Consider the following 20,243-nt stretch of genomic DNA (forward strand, 5'->3'; position numbering starts at 1 on the left):
TTAACAAGACATCAAGATCAGACGAGGAGAAGCAGTAATGAAAGCCTATCAGCGCCAGTTTATCGAGTTCGCGCTTAACAAGCAGGTATTGAAATTCGGCGAGTTCACCCTGAAATCCGGCCGCACCAGCCCGTATTTCTTCAATGCCGGCCTGTTTAATACCGGGCGTGATCTTGCGCTGCTGGGGCGTTTTTACGCCGAAGCGCTGATGGATTCCGGCATCGATTTCGATCTGCTGTTTGGCCCGGCGTATAAAGGCATTCCGATCGCCACCACCACCGCCGTGGCGCTGGCGGAACATCATGAGCGCGACGTGCCTTACTGCTTCAACCGTAAAGAGGCCAAGACCCACGGTGAAGGCGGCTCGCTGGTGGGCAGCCCGCTGCAGGGCCGCGTGATGTTGGTGGACGATGTGATCACCGCCGGCACCGCGATCCGTGAGTCGATGGAAATTATCGGCGCCAGCGGCGCCACGCTGGCGGGCGTGCTGATCTCGCTGGACCGCCAGGAGCGCGGCCGTGCGGATATTTCCGCCATTCAGGAAGTGGAGCGCGACTATCACTGTAAGGTGATCTCTATCGTGACGCTGAAGGATTTGATTACGTATCTGGAAGAGAAACCGGAAATGGCGGCGAGCCTGGCGGCGGTGCGCGCCTATCGCGAGCAGTACGGCGTCTAAATAACAACGCCGGGCGGGCGCCCGGCGTTAAGATTACTGCAGCTGCGCCGCCAGCAGCGGCCAGCGGCCGTCGAACTCCTGCGTTGGGCGGTAGCGGAATTCCGAGCGCACATAGCGCGACAGCATGCCTTCGCAGAAGGCCAGCAGTTGGCTGGCCAACAGCGTTTCATCGACGATAAATCCCTTGCCTTCACGCAATTTGCGTTCTTTCAACACCTGGCGCAGCTGCGCTTCGATGCGTTCGAACAGCTGGTTGATGCGGCCCTGCAGGCGGTCTTGTTCAAACATCAGCGCGTGGCCGGTCATGATGCGCGTCAGCCCCGGGTTGCGTTCCGCAAAACCCAGCACCAGCAGCAGAATCAGGCGCAGGCGGTTAAACGTCTCTTTTTCGTCCTGCAAAATCAGGTTGATGCGCGTTATCAGGCTGTCTTCAATAAATTCGATCAGGCTGTCGAACATCCGCGTTTTGCTGGGAAAATGCCGGTACAGCGCAGCTTCGGAGACCCCCACGTTAGCGGCAAGCTTGGCGGTGGTGATACGCTGGCTGCCGTCGCTGGATTCCAGCATCTGGGCTAACGCCTGCAATATTTCCTCGCGCCGGTTCCTTTTCGTATTTTCTTTTTCTGCCATGTCTGATTAGACCCTTGCTAAAACTGCTTAGACTTTCGGAAACCCGCGCACCGGCCGTTGCAGAGAAAACTCTGTGCGGCTTATGTGATAGCTTTTTTTAGGATGCTGAGGTCAGCGGCCTTAACGACCCTTGTTCTCCGCGCTGCCTGGTGTGCGCTGCAATCATTGCCGAGCAAACCTTGCCATGAAGATGTCCTGCTCTCCGGGGCGGCAAGGTTTCAGGCGACATCTCCCTGTCGGCCATCGTTTGCTACCTCTGGCTTAGTGGCGGCCAGAGTGGCCGAAGCCGCCGGCGCCGCGTTCGCTGCTGTCGAACTCTTCCACCAGATTGAACTCGGCCTGCACTACCGGCACGAAGACCATCTGCGCGATGCGCTCGCCTGGCTCAATGGTGAAGGATTTTTGGCCGCGGTTCCAGACGGATACCATCAGTTGGCCCTGATAATCGGAATCGATTAAGCCGACCAGGTTGCCCAGCACCACGCCGTGCTTATGGCCGAGGCCGGAGCGCGGCAGGATCACCGCCGCCAGGTTGGCGTCGGCGATGTGGATTGCCAGGCCGGTAGGCAGCAGCGTGGTTTCACCCGGCGCCAGTTCCACCGCGCTGTCCAGGCAGGCGCGCAGATCGAGACCGGCGGAGCCCGGGGTGGCGTAGGTCGGTAGCGGGAAATCCTGACCGATGCGCGGGTCGAGGATCTTAACGTCGATTTTTTTCATCATAACGGCTGACTATCTCGTCTATTAAACGTTGGCCAAGGAGTGCCTTGTCGCTCAGCGCTAGGCGCTTTTCTCCATCCTGCCAAAAAAGGTGCAGCGCATTGGTGTCACTGTTGAACCCATGCTCTGCAAGCGATACATCATTAGCGCAAATCAAATCCAGTTTCTTACGCGCCAGTTTTTGTCGCGCGTATTCTTCCACATTCTGGGTTTCGGCGGCAAACCCAACGACAAAAGGTCGATTTTTCGCCATCGCCGCCACGCCGGCGACGATATCGGGGTTTTTTACCATCTTGAGGACGATTTCATCACCCTGTTTTTTAATTTTTTCATCGGCGATCTGTTCGGGGCGGTAATCGGCGACGGCGGCGCAGGAAATGAAAATATTCTGCCGTGCGGCGCGCTGCTGCACCGCCTGCTCCATCTCCAACGCGCTGGTGACGTCCACGCGGGTGACCCACGGCGGCGTCGGCAGGTTGACCGGCCCGGCGATCAGCGTGACCTGCGCGCCGCGCGCGGCGGCGGCGCGGGCAATGGCGAACCCCATTTTGCCTGAGCTGTGGTTGCTGATGAAGCGCACCGGATCCAGCGCTTCGCGCGTGGGGCCGGCGGTAATCATAATCTGTAAATGTTGCAGATCTTGCGGCGCGGAAAAATGTGCGTTCGCCAGATCGGCGATTTCCAGCGGATCAAGCATGCGGCCAGGGCCGACGTCGCCGCAGGCCTGGCTGCCGCTGTCCGGCCCCCAGAGCAGCATGCCGCGCGCCTGCAGCGTTTGCAGGTTGGCCTGGGTGGCGGCGGCGCGGTACATCTGCTGGTTCATGGCCGGCGCGGCGGCAATGGGTGCGGCGGTGGCCAGGCAGACGGTGGTCAGCAGATCGTTGGCCATGCCGGCGGCGACGCGCGCCAGCAGATCGGCGGTCGCCGGTGCCAGAATCACCAGATCAGCCCACTTGCCCAGCTCAATATGGCCCATGGCGGCTTCGGCGGCGGGATCCAGCAGATCGTCGAACACCGGGTAGCCGGAAACGGCCTGCAGCGTCAGCGGCGTGATGAACGCCTTGGCCGCGCCGGTCATTACCACGCGCACTTCAGCGCCCCTGTCGCGCAGGCGGCGCACCAGCTCAGGGCATTTGTAGGCGGCGATACCGCCGCTGATGCCAAGCACAATATGTTTGCCGGAAAGTCCCGTCATCATGATTGTCCGATTGAAAGCCGAAAGATGCGCCATTTTAGCATAACCGCCGGACAGGTGAGCGATTCCGCAGAGGCTGCAGCCCGTTACATCGCACTTTGCGCAGCACTTCGCAATGTTATCAAACACCTGTCGAACGCCACGGGGTGCACATGGCATGCTGTGGCGCTTTCAGGGAGGATGACGATGGGTAACAAGGTAATAGCATTATGGCCGGGTGCGCTGGCGCCGCGGGAGAAACTGTTGAGTTATGGCGCGGCGGCGTTATCCGACGCGGAGCTGCTGGCCATTTTTCTGCGCACCGGGCTGCCCGGCCTGCACGTGATAAAGCTGGCGGAGCAGCTGCTGCGGCAATTTGGTTCGCTGTATCACCTGATGTCGGCCGATCATCAGCTATTTTGCAGCCAGAAAGGGCTGGGCAACGCCAGCTACGCGCAGCTGCAGGCGATTTCAGAGCTGGCGTTTCGTTTCTTTTCCGGCCATCTGACAGAGGAAAACGCCATGCTCAACCCGCGCATCACCCAGCATTATCTGCAAAGTCTGCTGGCGCACCGCGAGCGCGAGGTGTTTCTGGTACTGTTTTTAGACAATCAGCACCGGGTTATTCGCCATCAGGAGATGTTTGCTGGTACCATCAGCAGCGTCGTCGTCTACCCGAGAGAAATTGTGCGCGCAGCGTTGAAGGCTAATGCAGCCGCCGTCATTCTGGCGCATAATCACCCTTCGGGTAAGGCTGAACCCAGTCACGCCGACCGTTTGATAACCGAGCAAGTGGTTAATGCCTGCCTGTTATTGGAGATCCGAGTGCTCGATCACTTGGTGATTGGCCGGGGTGAATGCGTCTCTTTTGCCGAGCGCGGATGGCTTTAAGCGATTTTTTCGCGATCCTTGTGGGATCTTTAGCTGTTCGGGACTTGAGCACTTACGCTTCAGAGCGTATACTACGCCACCTTTGAGAATCTTGGGTTTGGCGTAAGAGCCTATCTCAGCAGGTTTCTGACCTGATGTGTGGTTTCTGACCTGATGACGAGAGTCTCCTCAGTATGAAGTTTGCTGAGATGGGCTCTAAAAGCCTGACGAGGCGGCCATACCCTATACGAAGCTCGAGCTGATTTGATTTTTGGAGAATAGACATGTCCCGAGTCTGCCAAGTTACTGGCAAGCGCCCGGTGAGCGGTAACAACCGTTCCCACGCAATGAACGCGACCAAACGCCGTTTTCTGCCTAACCTGCACTCACACCGTTTTTGGGTTGAGGCTGAGAAGCGCTTTGTAACTCTGCGTGTATCTGCTAAAGGTATGCGTGTTATCGATAAGAAGGGTATTGAGACGGTCTTGGCCGATCTGCGTGCCCGTGGTGAGAAGTATTAAGGAACTGCATCATGGCTAAAGGTGTTCGCGAGAAGATCAAGCTGGTTTCTTCTGCTGGTACTGGTCACTTCTATACCACCACGAAGAACAAGCGTACTAAGCCGGAAAAATTGGAACTGAAGAAATTCGATCCAGTTGTCCGCCAGCACGTGATCTACAAAGAAGCTAAAATTAAATAATTTTAGTGGATTAATGAAAAACCCGGCCTCGGCCGGGTTTTTTGTTTTATAAAGGGTAGCAAAAGACGGGGGAGCGCCAGATGCCTGAATTACCAGAGGTTGAAACCAGCCGACGCGGTATTGAACCTTATCTTGTCGGCCACAGCATTCAGTACGCGGTGGTGCGCAACGCGCGCCTGCGCTGGCCGGTCTCCGAGCAAATCCTGACGCTGAGCGACCAGAAGGTGCTCAGCGTGCAGCGGCGGGCCAAATATTTGCTGATCGAGCTGCAGCACGGCTGGATTATCGTCCATTTGGGGATGTCCGGCAGCCTGCGCATGCTGCGCGAGGAAAACGAGGATCAAGCGGGCAAGCACGACCATGTCGACCTGGTGATCAGCAATGGCATGATCCTGCGTTATACCGACCCGCGCCGTTTCGGCGCCTGGCTGTGGTGTGAGGATCTGGCTGCCAGCAATGTGCTGGCGCATCTGGGGCCGGAACCGCTGAGCGAGGCGTTTGACGGTGCCTACCTGTATGATAAATCCCGCAACAAACGCACCCTGATCAAGCCCTGGCTGATGGACAACAAGCTGGTGGTGGGGGTGGGCAATATCTACGCCAGCGAATCGCTGTTTACCGCCGGGATCCTGCCGGATCGTCAGGCGGGATCGTTAAGCAAGGCGGAAGCGGCGCTGTTGGCGGAAACCATCAAGGCGGTGCTGCTGCGCTCTATCGAGCAAGGGGGGACCACGCTGCGCGACTTCCTGCAATCGGACGGCAAACCGGGGTATTTCGCTCAGGAGTTGCAGGTGTATGGCCGGGCCGGTGAACCCTGCCGGGCGTGTGGCACGCCGATCGAATCCGCCAAACACGGGCAGCGCAGCACCTTCTTCTGCCGCCGCTGCCAGCGCTGATTACTGGGCGGCGAGCTTTTCCATCAGCGCTTGGGTGACCACATCCGGCAGGAAGGGCGCGATATCGCCGCCGTGGCGGGCCACTTCCTTCACCAGCGTGGAGGAGATGAACGACCACTCTTCGGAAGGCATCAGGAACACGCTCTCCAGCGTCGGCATCAGGTGGCGGTTCATGTTGGCCAGCTGCAGCTCGTATTCAAAGTCAGACACCGCACGCAGGCCGCGCACCAGGATATTGGCATTCTGATGGGCGGCAAAGTGCGCCATCAGCTCGCTGAAGCCCAGCACCTCGACATTGTTCAGATGCGAGGTGACCTGGGTCGCCAGCGTTACCCGCTCTTCCAGGCTGAACAGCGGTTTTTTACTCGGGCTGGCGGCGATGGCCAAAATCACGTGATCGAACATCAATGACGCGCGCGTCACTAAATCCAGGTGGCCGTTGGTCATGGGATCGAAGGTCCCGGGATAGATGGCTTTGCTGGTCATGATTCACTTCTCTGAGTAGTTGCGGCCCAATGCCCATAATGCGGCATATTTATTGAAGGTATATTGCGCGTTGACCACCGCTAACAGCAACCCCTGTTTACCGTCCAGGAAGCCGGCGCGCAGCAGCCAGGTTTTGCAGAAGGCGCCGAGCGTGTGGGTGAGAATCGACAGGTACCCGCAGCGTTTGCCGGCCTGGTGGCGCTGGTTGGCCCACTCTTCGGCGTAGCGCAGCTGCTTGCGTTGGAAGGCGAAAAAATCGCGGCAGGTCAGGTGCAGCAGATCGCCGCTGAGCGGCACCACCTTCGCGTTGCCGATGCTGAGCGACTCATGCACCAAATCGTCGTTATAACGATAATGCTGGTTGGCGTACAGCCGGTTGACGCGATCCGGGTACCAGCCGCTGTGGCGCATAAAGCGGCCGAGGAACAGATTGCGACGAGCGCAGCTGTAAACGGCGCCGTCGTCCGGCGCTGCCAGCACTTGCTCTATGGATTGGCGCAGTTCGGGCGTCACGCGCTCGTCGGCGTCGATCATCAGAATGTACTCGTGGCTGGCATGGCGCTGCGCCAGCTGACGCTGCTTGCCAAAGCCCTGCCAGTCGGTATGGGTGAACACCTTCGCCCCCATGCTTTCGGCAATGGCGACGCTGCCGTCCTGGCTGCCGGAATCGAGCACGACGATTTCATCTGCCCAGGCCACAGAGCGCAGGCAGTCCGGCAGCAGGCCGGCTTCGTTCTTGGCTATCATCACCACCGACAGGCTTTTGCGGCTGCTCATTCAATGGCTCCGGGGCGGCAGGTGCGGTTCCAACAGCTGCAGCAGGCGCTGCAGCGCTCCCTGATTCTGATACAGCACTTCCACCGCATGGCGGCCATAGTAACGGCGATAGTCTTCGTCGGTCAGCAGGGTTTCCACTTCTTTCACCAACGAGTCTGCATCGGTTACGGTGATCAGCCCTTCGGCCTGCGACAGCTTGGCGCAGATATCCTTGAAGTTGAAGATATGCGGCCCCATCAGCACCGGAATGGCGTGAGCGGCGGCTTCCAGCGGGTTATGGCCGCCACGTTCGACCAGGCTGCCGCCGACAAAGGCCAGATCGGCAATGCCGTAAAGCAGCATCAGTTCGCCCATGGTATCGCCGATCACCACCTGGGTGCTGCCGGACGGGATCTCGCCGCTGCTGCGCAAGGTGTAGCTGAAGCCGGCTTTTTGCACCAGCTCTTTGGCGGTCGGGAAGCGCTCCGGATGGCGCGGCACCAGGATCAGCAACAGGTCAGGGTGTTTTTCCAGCAGCTTGCGGTGCGCCGCCAGCAGAATGCTTTCTTCGCCTTCATGGGTGCTGGTGGCGATCCATACCGGCCGGCGCGGCGCCCATTGGCGGCGCAGCGTAACGGCGCGGGCGGCCAGTTCCGGGGTGACGGAGATATCGAACTTCAGGCTGCCGGTCACGGTCAGCTGTGAGCGTTTCAGGCCGAGTTCAACGAAGCGATCGCCGTCTTCCTGATTCTGCGCGGCGATCAGCGTAATGCGGCGCAGCATGTCGCGGACAAAGCCGCCGATTTTTTTATAGCCGGCGGCCGAGCGCGCCGAGAGGCGCGCATTGGCGATCACCAGCGGGATCTGTCGCTGGTGCAAAGCGTTAATCAGGTTAGGCCACAGCTCGGTTTCCATGATGATCACCAGCTTGGGATTCACCTGGTCGAGAAAACGGTTCATGGAGCCGGGGAGATCGTAAGGCAGATAGACGTGATGGACATCTTTACCGAAGGCGGACTGCACGCGCTCTGAACCTGTTGGGGTCATCGTGGTCACAGTTATCGGTAAATAGGGATAGCGGTGGCGCAGCGCCCGCACCAGCGGGATGGCGGCCAGCGTTTCGCCGACGGAGACGGAATGCAGCATGATGCCGCCCGGTACGACTTTCCCGGCGCAGAAGCCATAGCGCTCTGCCCAGCGTTTACGGTAGGCTGGAGCTTTGCGGCTGCGCAGCAGTAAGCGGAGCCAGATCAGGGGTTGGATGAGGTAGAGTAGTACCTGATATAAACGCAGCAACATTCTATCAATTTCATTTATATGGGTTATTCAGAATAGTACCATAACTGGAAGGGAAAGGCGCTAATTTGGTAACCTTGGGTGTCAGTTTCGGACAACAGGCGAGTGATTTCGCTGACAGGCTTGGAATGAAGAATATTTTAATTATCCGCCGCGACAATATCGGCGATCTTGTTTGCACTACCCCTCTGATTGAAGGGGTGAAAATTGCCTATCCGGACGCCAAGCTTTATCTGTTGATCAATAAAGTCAGCCAGGATGTTGTTAAAAACAACCCGCACCTTGAGCAGGTTTTCGTTTATAAAAAAGCCAAGCATAAGGCGAAAAATGAAACCACATTAGGGGTTTATTTTGAGCGGATGATGATTTTCCTCCAGCTGAGAAAAATAAAATTCGATGCCGTGATTCTGGCTAACCCGGTTCCCTGTAAATACAGCCTGCGCCTGGCGAAAATGGCCGGCGCCACCAATATCATCGGCGCCGATTTGGGCACGCCTGATATTCATCATCCTTTCAGTAAGCAAGACTTCGGCGGCAAGCATCAGGTCGAGCGCACCTACAGCTACTTGTCGGCTATTACCGATCGGCCTATCCCGGTGCCGCCGGTGCGGGTATTTCTGACGCCGGAAGAGCAGGAGCAGGCGGCGCAGCGGCGGCAAAAACTGCTGCCGTCGGTTGGCCGGATATGCGCAGTGCACATCAGCAGCCGCAGCCCGAAAAGGCGCTGGCCGATAGAGCGTTATGCGGAAATTATCAATCGCCTGGTTGCCGAGCCGGATACCGGCGTGCTGATTTTCTGGTCGCCGGAAGGCACGTTGGCGCCGGATGACATCGGCGATCGGCAACGTGCGGAGCAGCTGCTGGCGCAGTGCAAAAATGAACGGGTGGCGCTTTACCCGACGGCGTCGGTGCGCGAGCTGCTGGGCGGTTTCGATTTATGCGATAAGGTGCTGTGCAGCGACGGCGGGCAGATGCATCTGGCCGCGGCCTTGAATAAGGATATGGTGGTGTTCTTTGGCGATACGGATAAAGAGTCCTGGCATCCCTGGTCTGGCCGCTATCATATTTTGCAAAGCGAGTCGGGCGATTGCGTTGATGTTTCCGTTGACGACGTCTGGCGGAAAATGCAGGAATTCCATTAATTTAAAAATAAGGCAGGGAACTCCCTGCCTTATTTATTTCTTCAGCGCCAGATATTGCCGGCAAATAGGCTCAAGGCCATAGTTCAGCAACTGCTGATGATTAATTTCCGGCGGGTTGGCATAAACTTCCGCCATTTTTTCCGCCAGCGAACTTTCATTTAACTCCGCCAGCGCCTTGGCCATCCCCGCTTTTTCCATAATTTCCGCAGGCCCCCCCGGGCAACGGGTGCTGACCACCGGTGTGTCGCACAGCAGGGCTTCCACCAATACGTTGCCGAACCCTTCGCTGTCGGAGCTGAGCACCAGCAGCGACGCGTTGCGGATAAACGGGTAGGGGTTGGCCTGGAAACCGAGAAACCGCACGCGATCCGCAATGCCCAGTGCTTCCGCCAGCCGTTTGGTTTCCGCCATCTGGGTATCGCTGCCGGCGCCGATCAGCGCCAGAGGCGCCTGGATGCCGGATTGCGCATAGGCTTTCAACAGGCGATCGTGCCGCTTGTGCGGGTGAAAGCGGCCGACGTGAACCAGATAATCCTGCCCCGCCAGTTCGCAGGGCTCCGCCGCCAATTGCTGAATGGCGGCGATATCGAAGGGGTTGTTGATCACCGCCAGCCGATGCGGGCGGATAGGCAGGTTTTGCTGCAGATCGTCTCCCACCGCCTGCGAAACGGCGACGATGTTGCGATCCTGATAGACGGCGGCGATTTTGCGTTGCTTCAGCCAACGGTCCAGCCCCTTGCGGTGGCCGAGATAGGAGGTGGATAAAATGCCGTGAATACAAAACCACAGGCGATCCGAAGCCAGCAGCTTGCTGCGGCTGACGATGCGATCGGTCTTGTGCAGGTTGGAAAACACCAGATCAAAGGCACCATGTTGCCGCTCATGTTCGGCGATCGTCAGATCCAGCGCGGCGGCACGGCGCGAAAGCTCGGTCAGCTTGCGCCACGGTGCGCGGCTGCGGTCGGCCACGACCTGATAATCGATACCTGCCGGGATCGGGTATTTACAGACGTCGCGCAGCGAAATCAGGCTGACGGCGTGACCCATTTGCTGCATGCCCTGGCACAGGGTCAGCACCACTTTTTCCGCACCGCCCCCGGGCAGGCCGTCGATAATCATCAGAATACGCATAGCTAGTCCAGTAGTCGGTTATACAGGGAGATGAGCTGTTCCGAGAGATGCGCCGGCGTGGCCGGCATAATACGCAATCTTGCCGCTTCGCCCATGGCGGAACCCAACGCCTGGCGCGGCAGGGCCTGAATCGCCTCGACGATGGCCGCAACGTCGAGGGCATCGGTGACGAAGCCGTTCTGCCCGGGGGTGATAAACTCGGATCCGCCGCAGGTGGTACTGGTGATCACCGGCAGGCCACACGACATCGCTTCCAGAATCACATTGGGGAAGGGGTCGTAGAGCGTCGGCAGCAGCAGCGCGTCCGCCGCCTGATAAAACGGCAGCGTCTGCTTCTGCACGCCCATAAAGTGCACGCGATCGCCACAGCCCAGTGACTGAGCCAACGCCCGATAGCGTTTTTCGGCCTTGTCCTTGCCGACCACCAGCAGATGGCTGCCCGTGGCGGCCACCGCACGGATCGCGGCCGCCAGGCCTTTGCGTTCAAAACCGGAGCCGACAAAAATCAGGCAGTGCGCCTGTTGGGGAATGTGGTACTGCTCGCGCAGCCTCTGCCGTTGTTCGGCATCGGCGGGCAGGAATTTTTGGTTGTCGATGGCGTTGTAGATCACCGTGATTTTATCGGCGGGCACGCCAAAGTCATCGATGATTTCCTGTTTGATCATCTCGGCGTTGCAGATGACGGCTTTCAGCTCCGGGGCGGCGTACATCGCGCGCTCTGCGCACATCACGTAACGGTGATAGCGATTGGAAAACAGCCATTTGCGTCGCCATTCGGGCAGCAGGCGCGCGCGCTGCAGCAGCCAGCGGCGATGCACGCCGTCGCCGGCGCGGTAGATATCGCAGCCGGGAATGCGCTCATGGCTTTGCACCAAATCGAAGTCTTCTTTCTGCCACAGCGTTCGGGCGGCTTCGGCGAAGCCCCGTTCACGGCTGATGCGGCCGATTTTCAGCGGGTTGCACAGGTGAATGTGCCAATTGGGATTGGCGTCGCCCTGCCATTCGCGGGTAATGACGTTCAGATCGAGATCTTGCTGCTCCAGCGCCTCGAGGGCGCGTGAGACGAAACGCTCAGCTCCGCCGTCGGGGCGGTATTTTTGGCGGACGATCGCCAAACGAAATGCTTTCATGCCAGCGTGCTCCGCGCGGCTGCGATCGCCGCGTCTGTAGGAATAAGGTCAAGATAACGCTCATCGGTGCCGGTATTGATGGCGTCCGGATCGGGCAGTTCGCCGAAGTCGCCGGCCCAAATCACCTGGCCGATAACCTGCCACGGCCGCCAGAAGGTCAGCTTGGAAGGGCCGAACAGCGCAATACACGGCGTTTGCAGCGCGGCGGCCATGTGCATCGGCACCGAATCCACGCCGATAAACAGCTTTGCGTGGTCAATAAGGGCGGCCAGCTGGCGCAGCGTCAACTGGCCGGCCAGCGATACCACGCCCTGCGGCGGACAGAGCGCCAGAATGCGCTCCACCATGGCTTTTTCCCGCGCGTCTGGCCCGGAGGTAATCACCAGCTGGTGGCCGTCGGCCTGCAGCGCGGCGATCGTGGCGGCCATTTTTTCTTCGCTCCAGCATTTAAAGAACCAGCGCGAGGTGGGCTGCACCACGATATAACCGCCGGTCACGCCCTGCTGTTGCAACAGCTGCAGGCTGGCCTGCCAGTCCTGCGGCTCATAGCTCATGGTGACCCGCTGGCTTATCGTCGGCAGCTGCAGGGGGGCCAGCAGCGACAAGTTTTGTTCCACGGTATGCAGGCGGGCGTGATCGCTCACCGGCACCAGTTGAGTGTGACAATGGCGCCACAGGAAACCGCGGCGTTTGGGGAAGTCGAAGCCCAGGCGGATGCGCGCGCCGGTCAAACGAGTGAGAATGGCGCTGCGCCACTGATCGGCAAGGTTGACCACCAGATCGTAGCGCTGGGCCTTCAGGCGGCGCAGCAGATCCAGTTCGTGGCGCAGGTGCGCCCGGGTGCCCTGTTTTTTCCATTGGCGATCGATGGCGAAAATGGTCGACAACTCCGGATTACTGGCCAGCATCTCCCGGGTTTCCTGATACAGCAGCACATCGATCTGCGCCTGCGGGTAGTTTTGCCGCAGGCTGCTGATGACTGGGGTGATCAGCAACATATCGCCATGGTGGCGCAGTTTAACGATCAGAATACGCTGTACGGGTGGGGCAGAAGTTAGGGCTGGCGCGTCGTTCATCATGAGTCGCTTTCAGGGAAACCAATCTTTGATTCTAAATGACCGGATCGCATGTGGCTACTGTTGCACGGCTTTCTTGCCGGGAAGCAAAAAAATAGCCGCGTTCGGGGACGAAAACCCCTCAACGTTGTCCAAACCAGGCAGCAAAGTCGTTTGCTCTGGTGAAACGGCCTGCGTAACATAATGCATTCTGTTGATATCAGGCTCGATATTCATGACTAAACCGGCGTTTCTGATCACTATTGATACCGAAGGCGACAATCTGTGGCAAAACCACGATCGCATTTCCACCGAAAACACGCGTTTTCTGCCGCGCTTTCAGGCACTTTGCGAGAAATACGCCTTCAAGCCGGTTTATCTCACCAACTATGAAATGGCGATGGATCCGGGCTACGTCGAGTTCGCTCGCGATGTGATTGCGCGCGGCGCCGGCGAAGTGGGCATGCATCTGCACGCCTGGAACAGCCCGCCGCTCTCTCCGCTGACCGACGACGACTGGCGGCATAAGCCTTATCTGATCGAGTACCCTGCCGATCAGATACGCGCCAAGGTCGATCATATGACCAAACTGTTGGAGGATGCCTTCCAGACCAAAATGCTCAGCCACCGCGCCGGCCGCTGGGCCTTCAACGAATACTATGCTTCGCTGCTGCTGGAATACGGCTATCAGGTGGACTGTTCGGTCACGCCGCGGGTCAACTGGCAGTTCTCTCCAGGCAACCCGCAGGGCAACGGCGGTACGGACTATCGCCATTTCCCGTCGCAGGCGTATTTTATCGATCCGCAAAATATCGCCAAGCCGGGCGCGTCGTCGTTGCTGGAGGTGCCGATGAGCATCCAGTACAAACATTCGGCGCTGATGAACGCCTTCAGGCAGGGTTACGATCGGCTGCGCGGCAAGCGGCGTTCACCTTCGGTCCACTGGCTGCGGCCCAGCGGCGGCAACCTGGAAAAGATGAAAGGGGTTGCGGAGGCATCGCTGGCGCAGGGGCATGATTACGTAGAGTTTATGCTGCACTCCTCCGAATTTATGCCCGGCGGCAGCCCAACGTTTAAAACCGAGCAGGATATTGACGGGCTGTACCGCGATCTGGAGCAGCTGTTTGCCTGGTTGCAGCAGCGTACGGTGGGCATGACGCTGGCCGAGTACTATCAACTTAAAGTGAATTGAAATGTCGAAGCAATGGAAAGTAAAGCTGGCGAACGCCTGCCTGCGGCTTTATACAAAATTTGGCAGTAATTTTAAAGATAAAGGTTCGTTTGACAAAAGTCGTGAGTTTGAACGCATTGCTATTTTTTCGACTACTGCGCTGGGTGATCTGATGTTTAATACGCCAGCGATTCGCGCGATCCGCGAACGCTATCCCAACGCCAAGATCACCCTGATTTCCAGCTATAAGAACGGCGGGCTGGTTGGCACCTGCAGCTATTTTAATAACGTCATCTATTGGGATCACAAGGCCAAAGACATGCTTGGCGTCATCCTCCAGCTAAGGAAGAATCGGCCGCAGCTGGCGGTGATACTGCATTCAAAGGCGCCGTACGATATCCTCACGGCGATATTTTCCGGCTGCGAGTATGTGTTTAAAGACGCCTATAAAAACGATCTGGGTGGCATGGAGCAGTGGCTTACCGGCATCAGCATTCGCGACCGGGGGCATCTTATCCAACGCAAACTGGATTTGGTCGGCCTATTGGGTTGTGATGCGCAAAATCGAGAAATGTTTATCCCGGTCGATTTCCCGCTGCAGCAGAAACAGCCGGGCAGCATCGTGGTCGGTTTTCAAATGGGGGCTTCCGAGGTGCTGCGTTGTTGGCCGGTAGGCAACTTTATCGGCCTGGCGAAAATGCTGCTGACGCTTTCGCCAGATTACCAGATTGCCCTGATAGGCACGCCAAAAGAACGGACGATTGAGCACGAGTTTATGGCGGGATTGACGGCGGACGAGCAGCGCCGGGTGGTCAGCTATATTGGGAAAACCACGCTGCCGCAACTGCTGGGCGTGATAAAGAACATGGATGCGTTGGTGACCGGGGATACCGGGCCATTGCATTTGGCTATCGCACTGAAGACCAAAACCGTCAGCCTGTTCGTGACGGCCGATCCGCAGCAAACCGGCCCCTATCAGAATCCCGAACTGCATCAGGTGATGCATGTGCCGGTTGAAGCGCAGCAGCTCAGTGAAGCACAGCGCCGCCAGCCCTTAAGCATCATCACCAGCCATGAGGTAATGGCAAGGGTGACTCAGCTGCTCGGCGAACAGCCGAGCAGCTGAGCGTGTTAAAAAGACGGCGCCGCACCTGGTGTAGGGCGGCGCAGTTTTCTGTCAGACCTCGCGCGAATGCCGCCGGGCGGTCATAACGACCCCCAGCGGGAACCAAAAGAGGTACCAGGATTCAGATGGATTACCCACGACGAACATGCCCTGTGAAACATAAAACAGCAGCATGAAGACCAACAGCGCCGCCTCGAGCCGCATGCCGCTGCGCAGGCGCCGTACCGCCAGAACGCCGCAGTAACTCAACAGCGCCAATAACAGCCCTAATCCTACCAACCCGCCTTTCAACAATGTGCCCCAGTAAAGGCTGTGAGTCGTGCGGATAAATTCGCCAGAGTAATTGGTAAAGGTCAATTCATAGTCGAAGCCGTAGCCAAAATAGGGCGCCTGGGCCACCAGTTCGAACGTGTGGCGCCAGATGCTCAAACGCAAGAAGCTCTGGGCATACATCTCTTCGAGCCGGGTTAGCATCAACTGCCCCATCTCCGTGGGCAAAATCGCTGCGGCAATGGCAACCAATGCGACGAGAAAACCGACGACATGTTTCAGTTTCAAGCGGTTGTAAGGCAGTGTCGCCGCCAGGGCAATCAATAAGGCCAGAACCGGCCCGCGGCTTTGAGTGAGCAGCATGGTGCCGAAAAGTATCGGGATGGTTATCAAGATGGCCCTGCTGTGTTTTGCACTGAACAGGCTCAGGCTGAGAATAATGCCGAGCCCCGCCAGACCGGACAAATCAATAACGTTTCCCGGCCCGGGGTTACTTTTTGATACCTGCCGGCTGACTAGCATGTCTTGATAATCAAAGGCGATGGAGTACAAGCACAGAATTGTTAACCCCAGGACAATGCAGGTTAACAACAGATTGCGCCGGGGGCCGTTAAGCGTGGCAATCAGCATGGCCAGATAGAGCAACAGATAAAGGCTGTGTGTTAGGGTGGACTCGATATTGGCCGGATCGTTCGACCATAGATTGCTTAGGGAGAAGTAGAACAGCATTGCGGTGGCAAAGCCCAGGCCGCAGCACACTTCCTTATTGCGCCAGAAAGACAATCGAAGGTCTTTATCGAGGTACAGCGTGATAATGAAAAAAATGGCCGCCAGGTGGAACAGGTTATTAACCTTGGTATAGTTACAAAAAATAGCGCTGAAAAAGGAAAAAAGAAAAAAAAAGGCCACGTACAGTTTTTGTGGACGAAAGGTGTTATTTGAAAAATTCATCGGGATCGACCTTGTCGAAAATGTCACTGCTAATAGCGCTGGCGACAGAAAGATTTTTTATAGTGATATTTTTAGCTTTCATCAGCTGGCTGGCGAGCTGGAAAGCGGGCATGACCAATTCGTCGACCTTGTTTTCCAGTTCGGTCGGTAGTTTATTCTCTGCGGCTTCATAAAAGCGTGGCTGGTGAAAATTGTTCATATCCAGACCGATGATATACAACCGCTCAAAGCCGAGGAAAGTCAGTAGTTGTAACGCCCAGTAAGCGACGGTGCCTGCATCGAAGACGCCGTTGCGAATATCGTAGTTAAAGGCGATATCCTTTCGGTCGGCGGCAAAGATGACATCAGGGTTATCGCGATAGGCCGGCCACAGCTCTTCATTGGTAATCTTGGGCTGATAAATTTTAAATGCGGCGTCTTCTATCACCGCAAAACGGCATTTTATCCGTTCCAGGCTGAATTTTTCGATGATTTTGACCACGCCGTGCGGCGTGGTGAACAGCGTTAGCTGCTGATCGTCGATTATATCGGCGATCAGCTCCGGTTTCTTATCGATAAACCCCATATCGACAATAACATAGAATCTGAAGTCAACGCGCTCGTGCAGAAAATAGGCACCGTTGACCCCCATCGCCGGCATGGCGGGAAATTTTTCCAGACGCAGATTTTTGACCGAAGGGCCAGTTGCGGCCAGCAGAACGTCGCCGGCAAAACGCCCTTTGAGATCGCTTAACTGTGCCAGGGGCACCTGCTTGCGCCGGTAATGCAGTGCTATGATTTCCCCGCTGGCGGCGCGCTGGATCTTGACGTAGGGCCAGATATTTTCGTTATGCCGGAAGGCGCGGGGGTGCGTATAGCGATAGATCTGCTTGAAAAAAGTCCCCATTAAGTCAGCATCCTGTCGTGAATGAGCTTGGCGACCGTTTTTGCCGGGATATCCGCCATATTGTTGCTCTGTTCAGGGCGGCAGACGTGCTGATTCTTACCATAGCCGCCGATCAGCCCGGGATCGGTCGGGCCAAACAGCGTGACGTTCGGTTTGTCGAGCGCGGCGGTGAGGTGGCTAAGGCCGGTATCGACCGAAACTACCCCTTTGGCGCCGGCCAGCACCTCGGCTACCTGCTGCAGGCTGAGCTTCGGCAGCACTTCAACGTGCGCGAAGCCTTCCGCCAGCCGCAGCGCGCGCTGGCGCTCATGTTCGGCGCCCCACGGCAGTTTGACCTTCAGCCCGCTGTTCGCCGTCAGCTCAAGCAGATCGCGCCAGTTTTGTTCCGGCCAGTGTTTGTCGTCACGCGTGGTGGCGTGCAAAAACACCAGATATTGCCCGGCGTCTGCCGGCGGTTGGCTGAGAAACCGCGCGGCGATGGCGTAATCGCCCACGCTTGCCGGTTTGCCGTAGCCCAGGCTTTTGGCGAACAGCTCGCGGGTGCGTTCCACCGCGTGCTGTTGCTTGTCTATCTCATGGCGGTGGTTGTAAAACCAGCTGGCGAAGGGCTCGCGGGCGCTTTTGCAGTCCTGGCCATGCTTGCTGCCCTTGGCGATTCGGGTGACCAGCGCGGCGCTTTTGATCAACCCCTGCGCGTCGATCACCAGATCGTAGTTGCGTTGCTGCACCTCGCGTTTGAAATCGCAGCGCTGTTGCCGGGTCTCGCTGCCAAACCAGTTTTTGCGCCAACGGCGTATCGCCACCGGGATCACGCGGTCTACCGCCGGGTGCCAGGTGGGGATCTGGCTGAAGCCTTCTTCCACCACCCAGTCGAAACGGAGGCCGGGAATGGCCTGCATGGCGTCGGTTAACGCGGGAAGCGTGTGGAGCACGTCCCCCATCGAGGAGGTTTTTACAATCAACACCTGCATGATTATTCCTCGCTGGCGACAAGTAACGGCGTCAGCGCTTCCAACACCTGCTGCGGCTGAATATCGATCAGGCTTTGATGATAGCCCTGATCGGCATCGCCTTTACGCACCTTATGGTAACCGCTGATTAAACGGATCACCCTGGCCTTATCGGATAACGGCGGCGTGAAATCCGGGCTGCTCGGGCCATACAAGGCTATCAGGGGCTTATTCAACGCAGCGGCAACGTGCATTAATCCCGAGTCATTACTGACCACCGCCTGGCAGGAGGCGAGCAAGATCACCGCCTGTTCCAGCTGGGTTTCTCCGGCCAGGTTCATGCAGCAGTCGCGGGCGTCCTCATGCAGCGCGCTGCGGATCTGTTCGCCGGCCTCATGGTCCTTCGCCGAGCCGAACAGCGCGATTTGATAACCCTGATCGATCAACATCTGCGCCAGCGCCGCGTAGTGGTAGTGCGGCCAGCGCTTGGCGGGGCCGAATTCCGCGCCTGGGCAGAAGCCGATAATCGGCCGATGGTCGGTGAGGTTGAACGCGGCGGTGGTTTCGGCGATCTCTTCGTCGCTGACCCGCAGCTGCGGCCACAGCAACGGCTGAGGCAGATCCTCGGCGCGTTGAATGCGTTCTTTGTCATAGGCCAGCGCGACATAGCGTTGCACCATCAGCGGGAACGCCGCTTTGTCGAGCACGCGAACGTCGTTCAGCAGGCCATAGCGCATCTCGCCGCGCCAGCCGGTGCGCTGCGGCACCTGTGCGAAGAAGGGCACCAGCGCCGACTTGAACGAGTTGGGCAGCACATAGGCGCGATCGTAGCGGTTGGCGCGCAAGCTGTGGCCGAGACGCCGGCGTTCGCCGAGCGCCAGGGCGCCGTGGCCCAGCGGCATCGCCAACGCCTGGTTGACTTCCGGCATGCGCGCCAGCAATGGGCGGCACCAGGCCGGTGCCATGACATCGATTTCCGCCGAGGGATGCTCGGCCTTCAGGGTGCGGTAGAGACTCTGCGACATCATCATGTCGCCAACCCATGAAGGGCCGATAACCAGTATTTTCATACCCAGCGTCAATTCCTTCAGCTTATGCGGTGCGGTTTAACCAGGCCATGTACTCTTTCACGCCTTCCGCCACCGTTTTGAACGGCGCATTGTAACCGGCGGCGCGCAGCTTGGTCAGATCGGCCTGGGTGTAAGCCTGATAGCGGCCTTTCAGCTTTTCCGGGAACTCGATGGATTCCACGGCACCTTTCTGGTGGAAGTCCACCACCGCATCGGCCACCGCCTGGAAGCTTTCCGCCCGGCCGGTACCGCAGTTGAAGATGCCGGATTTGCCGGTTTCCCAGAACCACAGATTGACTGCCGCCACGTCGCCGACGTAGATAAAGTCGCGCTTGAAGTTTTCGCTGCCGGCGAACAATTTCGGGTTTTCGCCGCGATTGATCTGGTTGTTCAGATGGAAGGCGACGCTGGCCATGCTGCCTTTGTGCCCTTCGCGCGGGCCATAGACGTTGAAGTAACGGAAGCCGCAGACCTGTGAATCCGCCTCAGGCAGAATTTCACGCACGTACTGGTCGAACAGGAACTTGGAGTAGCCGTAAACGTTCAGCGGCGCTTCATATTGGCGTTCTTCGATAAATTCTTCACGGGCGCCATAGGTCGCGGCGGAAGAGGCGTACAGGAACGGGATTTCGCGGTCCAGACAGTAGTGCAGGATGTCTTTGGAGTACTGATAGTTGTTGTCCATCATGTACTTGCCGTCCCACTCTGTGGTGGCGGAACAGGCGCCCTCGTGGAATACCGCCTCGATTTCGCCCAGATCGTCGCCGGCCACGATGCTGGCGATAAAATCTTCTTTATCGACATAGTCGGCGATATCCAGATCGACCAGGTTGACAAACTTGGTGCCGTCTTTCAGGTTGTCCACCACCAGGATATCGCGGTATCCCTTATCATTCAGTGCTTTAATGATATTGCTGCCAATCATACCGGCGCCGCCAGTGACGATAATCATTGGGTTACCCCTGTTAATCTGCCTGGTGGGGCACAATGCCCCACGCTTAATGCCGCTTATAATAGCATTTCATGTGGCTGCAAACATCGGAAGGGCTCTGAATATCCCGCATTGCCGACGACGGCGGTGATTTGCCGTGATATCTGCTGCATTTTTCATATTCTCTCCTGCGGATTCTCGTCAGTTTGGTTACAAATCAGTAAAA

22 protein-coding genes are annotated in these 20,243 nt (G+C 57.7%); 8 read left to right on the forward strand and 14 right to left on the reverse strand.

Annotation, left to right across the window (positions count from 1 at the left end):
* The first annotated feature begins 37 nt into the window (after positions 1-37).
* The gene (pyrE, locus tag KHA73_RS23465; RefSeq protein ID WP_234587130.1) at positions 38-679 is read left to right on the forward strand and encodes an orotate phosphoribosyltransferase; all 642 of its coding nucleotides are present in this window, start codon (positions 38-40) and stop codon (positions 677-679) included.
* Between the two features lie 33 nt (positions 680-712).
* Here the strand turns inward: pyrE and slmA are convergent, their stop codons facing one another.
* The 3 genes from slmA to coaBC form a co-directional block, all read right to left on the reverse strand.
* Positions 713-1,309 carry a nucleoid occlusion factor SlmA gene (slmA, locus tag KHA73_RS23470; RefSeq protein WP_234587132.1) on the reverse strand — a complete coding sequence of 199 codons (597 nt, stop codon included), beginning with the start codon at positions 1,307-1,309 and terminating at the stop codon, positions 713-715.
* A gap of 261 nt (positions 1,310-1,570) precedes the next feature.
* Positions 1,571-2,029, reverse strand: a complete 459-nt coding sequence (gene dut, locus KHA73_RS23475; RefSeq protein WP_234587134.1) for a dUTP diphosphatase — start codon at positions 2,027-2,029, stop codon at positions 1,571-1,573.
* On the reverse strand, positions 2,007-3,224 hold the full coding sequence (coaBC, locus tag KHA73_RS23480) for a bifunctional phosphopantothenoylcysteine decarboxylase/phosphopantothenate--cysteine ligase CoaBC (protein WP_234587135.1): 1,218 nt from the start codon (positions 3,222-3,224) through the stop codon (positions 2,007-2,009). Before coaBC ends, dut begins: the two co-directional genes overlap by 23 nt.
* 183 nt (positions 3,225-3,407) lie before the next feature.
* Here coaBC and radC point away from each other — a divergent pair, with 183 nt between their 5' ends.
* The 4 genes from radC to mutM all read left to right on the forward strand — a co-directional run bounded on the left by radC (position 3,408) and on the right by mutM (position 5,666).
* Positions 3,408-4,091, forward strand: a complete 684-nt coding sequence (gene radC / locus KHA73_RS23485; protein ID WP_234591381.1) for a RadC family protein — start codon at positions 3,408-3,410, stop codon at positions 4,089-4,091.
* Positions 4,092-4,354: 263 nt separating this feature from the next.
* A complete protein-coding gene (gene rpmB / locus KHA73_RS23490; RefSeq protein WP_004931195.1) occupies positions 4,355-4,591 on the forward strand; it encodes a 50S ribosomal protein L28 in 237 nt (78 codons plus the stop codon).
* Positions 4,592-4,602: 11 nt separating this feature from the next.
* Positions 4,603-4,770 (forward strand): 50S ribosomal protein L33, encoded by a 168-nt coding sequence (gene rpmG, locus KHA73_RS23495; RefSeq protein ID WP_004392084.1) that lies wholly within the window; start codon positions 4,603-4,605, stop codon positions 4,768-4,770.
* Between the two features lie 80 nt (positions 4,771-4,850).
* Positions 4,851-5,666, forward strand: coding sequence for a bifunctional DNA-formamidopyrimidine glycosylase/DNA-(apurinic or apyrimidinic site) lyase (gene mutM, locus KHA73_RS23500; protein ID WP_234587137.1), 816 nt, complete (start codon positions 4,851-4,853; stop codon positions 5,664-5,666).
* Here the strand turns inward: mutM and coaD are convergent, their stop codons facing one another.
* Genes coaD through waaA form a run of 3 tightly spaced genes read right to left on the reverse strand, consistent with a single transcriptional unit; the run spans position 5,667 to position 8,207 of the window.
* Positions 5,667-6,152, reverse strand: a complete 486-nt coding sequence (gene coaD / locus KHA73_RS23505) for a pantetheine-phosphate adenylyltransferase (protein WP_234587139.1) — start codon at positions 6,150-6,152, stop codon at positions 5,667-5,669.
* A gap of 3 nt (positions 6,153-6,155) precedes the next feature.
* Positions 6,156-6,929, reverse strand: a complete 774-nt coding sequence (locus KHA73_RS23510) for a glycosyltransferase family 2 protein (protein WP_234587141.1) — start codon at positions 6,927-6,929, stop codon at positions 6,156-6,158.
* Positions 6,930-8,207, reverse strand: a complete 1,278-nt coding sequence (gene waaA, locus KHA73_RS23515; RefSeq protein ID WP_234587143.1) for a lipid IV(A) 3-deoxy-D-manno-octulosonic acid transferase — start codon at positions 8,205-8,207, stop codon at positions 6,930-6,932.
* A gap of 125 nt (positions 8,208-8,332) precedes the next feature.
* On the opposite strand from waaA, the gene KHA73_RS23520 reads away from it, so the two are divergent.
* Entirely contained in the window at positions 8,333-9,346 is a 1,014-nt protein-coding gene (locus KHA73_RS23520) for a glycosyltransferase family 9 protein (protein WP_234587144.1), read from the forward strand.
* Positions 9,347-9,379: 33 nt separating this feature from the next.
* Here KHA73_RS23520 and KHA73_RS23525 read toward each other — a convergent pair whose 3' ends face one another.
* The 3 genes from KHA73_RS23525 to rfaQ are packed head-to-tail and all read right to left on the reverse strand — an operon-like array spanning position 9,380 to position 12,686.
* Positions 9,380-10,477 carry a glycosyltransferase gene (locus KHA73_RS23525; protein ID WP_234587146.1) on the reverse strand — a complete coding sequence of 366 codons (1,098 nt, stop codon included), beginning with the start codon at positions 10,475-10,477 and terminating at the stop codon, positions 9,380-9,382.
* A gap of 2 nt (positions 10,478-10,479) precedes the next feature.
* On the reverse strand, positions 10,480-11,607 hold the full coding sequence (locus KHA73_RS23530; protein ID WP_234587148.1) for a glycosyltransferase family 4 protein: 1,128 nt from the start codon (positions 11,605-11,607) through the stop codon (positions 10,480-10,482).
* On the reverse strand, positions 11,604-12,686 hold the full coding sequence (gene rfaQ / locus KHA73_RS23535) for a putative lipopolysaccharide heptosyltransferase III (RefSeq protein WP_234587150.1): 1,083 nt from the start codon (positions 12,684-12,686) through the stop codon (positions 11,604-11,606). Before rfaQ ends, KHA73_RS23530 begins: the two co-directional genes overlap by 4 nt.
* Before the next feature lie 211 nt (positions 12,687-12,897).
* Between rfaQ and KHA73_RS23540 the strand changes: the two genes are divergently transcribed.
* Positions 12,898-13,854: a polysaccharide deacetylase family protein gene (locus KHA73_RS23540; protein WP_234587151.1), complete on the forward strand. Its 957-nt coding sequence runs from the start codon at positions 12,898-12,900 to the stop codon at positions 13,852-13,854.
* Position 13,855: 1 nt separating this feature from the next.
* The gene (locus KHA73_RS23545) at positions 13,856-14,959 is read left to right on the forward strand and encodes a glycosyltransferase family 9 protein (protein ID WP_234587153.1); all 1,104 of its coding nucleotides are present in this window, start codon (positions 13,856-13,858) and stop codon (positions 14,957-14,959) included.
* A gap of 51 nt (positions 14,960-15,010) precedes the next feature.
* Here the strand turns inward: KHA73_RS23545 and KHA73_RS23550 are convergent, their stop codons facing one another.
* From KHA73_RS23550 to rfaD, 5 genes are read right to left on the reverse strand one after another with little or no spacing between them, the layout of a single operon-like run.
* Complete coding sequence (locus KHA73_RS23550) at positions 15,011-16,180, reverse strand: O-antigen ligase family protein (RefSeq protein WP_234587155.1); 1,170 nt, start codon at positions 16,178-16,180, stop codon at positions 15,011-15,013.
* Entirely contained in the window at positions 16,164-17,066 is a 903-nt protein-coding gene (locus tag KHA73_RS23555) for a sugar glycosyltransferase (RefSeq protein ID WP_234587157.1), read from the reverse strand. The genes KHA73_RS23550 and KHA73_RS23555 overlap by 17 nt, the downstream gene beginning before the upstream one ends.
* Positions 17,066-18,037 carry a lipopolysaccharide heptosyltransferase RfaC gene (gene rfaC / locus KHA73_RS23560; protein ID WP_234587159.1) on the reverse strand — a complete coding sequence of 324 codons (972 nt, stop codon included), beginning with the start codon at positions 18,035-18,037 and terminating at the stop codon, positions 17,066-17,068. The genes KHA73_RS23555 and rfaC overlap by 1 nt, the downstream gene beginning before the upstream one ends.
* A gap of 2 nt (positions 18,038-18,039) precedes the next feature.
* Positions 18,040-19,086, reverse strand: coding sequence for an ADP-heptose--LPS heptosyltransferase RfaF (gene rfaF, locus KHA73_RS23565; protein WP_234587161.1), 1,047 nt, complete (start codon positions 19,084-19,086; stop codon positions 18,040-18,042).
* A 22-nt stretch (positions 19,087-19,108) separates the two neighbouring features.
* Positions 19,109-20,038, reverse strand: coding sequence for an ADP-glyceromanno-heptose 6-epimerase (gene rfaD / locus KHA73_RS23570; RefSeq protein WP_234587162.1), 930 nt, complete (start codon positions 20,036-20,038; stop codon positions 19,109-19,111).
* Between the last annotated feature and the right edge of the window lie 205 nt (positions 20,039-20,243).

The organism is Serratia entomophila, assembly GCF_021462285.1.
In the GTDB taxonomy this organism is placed as follows: domain Bacteria; phylum Pseudomonadota; class Gammaproteobacteria; order Enterobacterales; family Enterobacteriaceae; genus Serratia; species Serratia entomophila.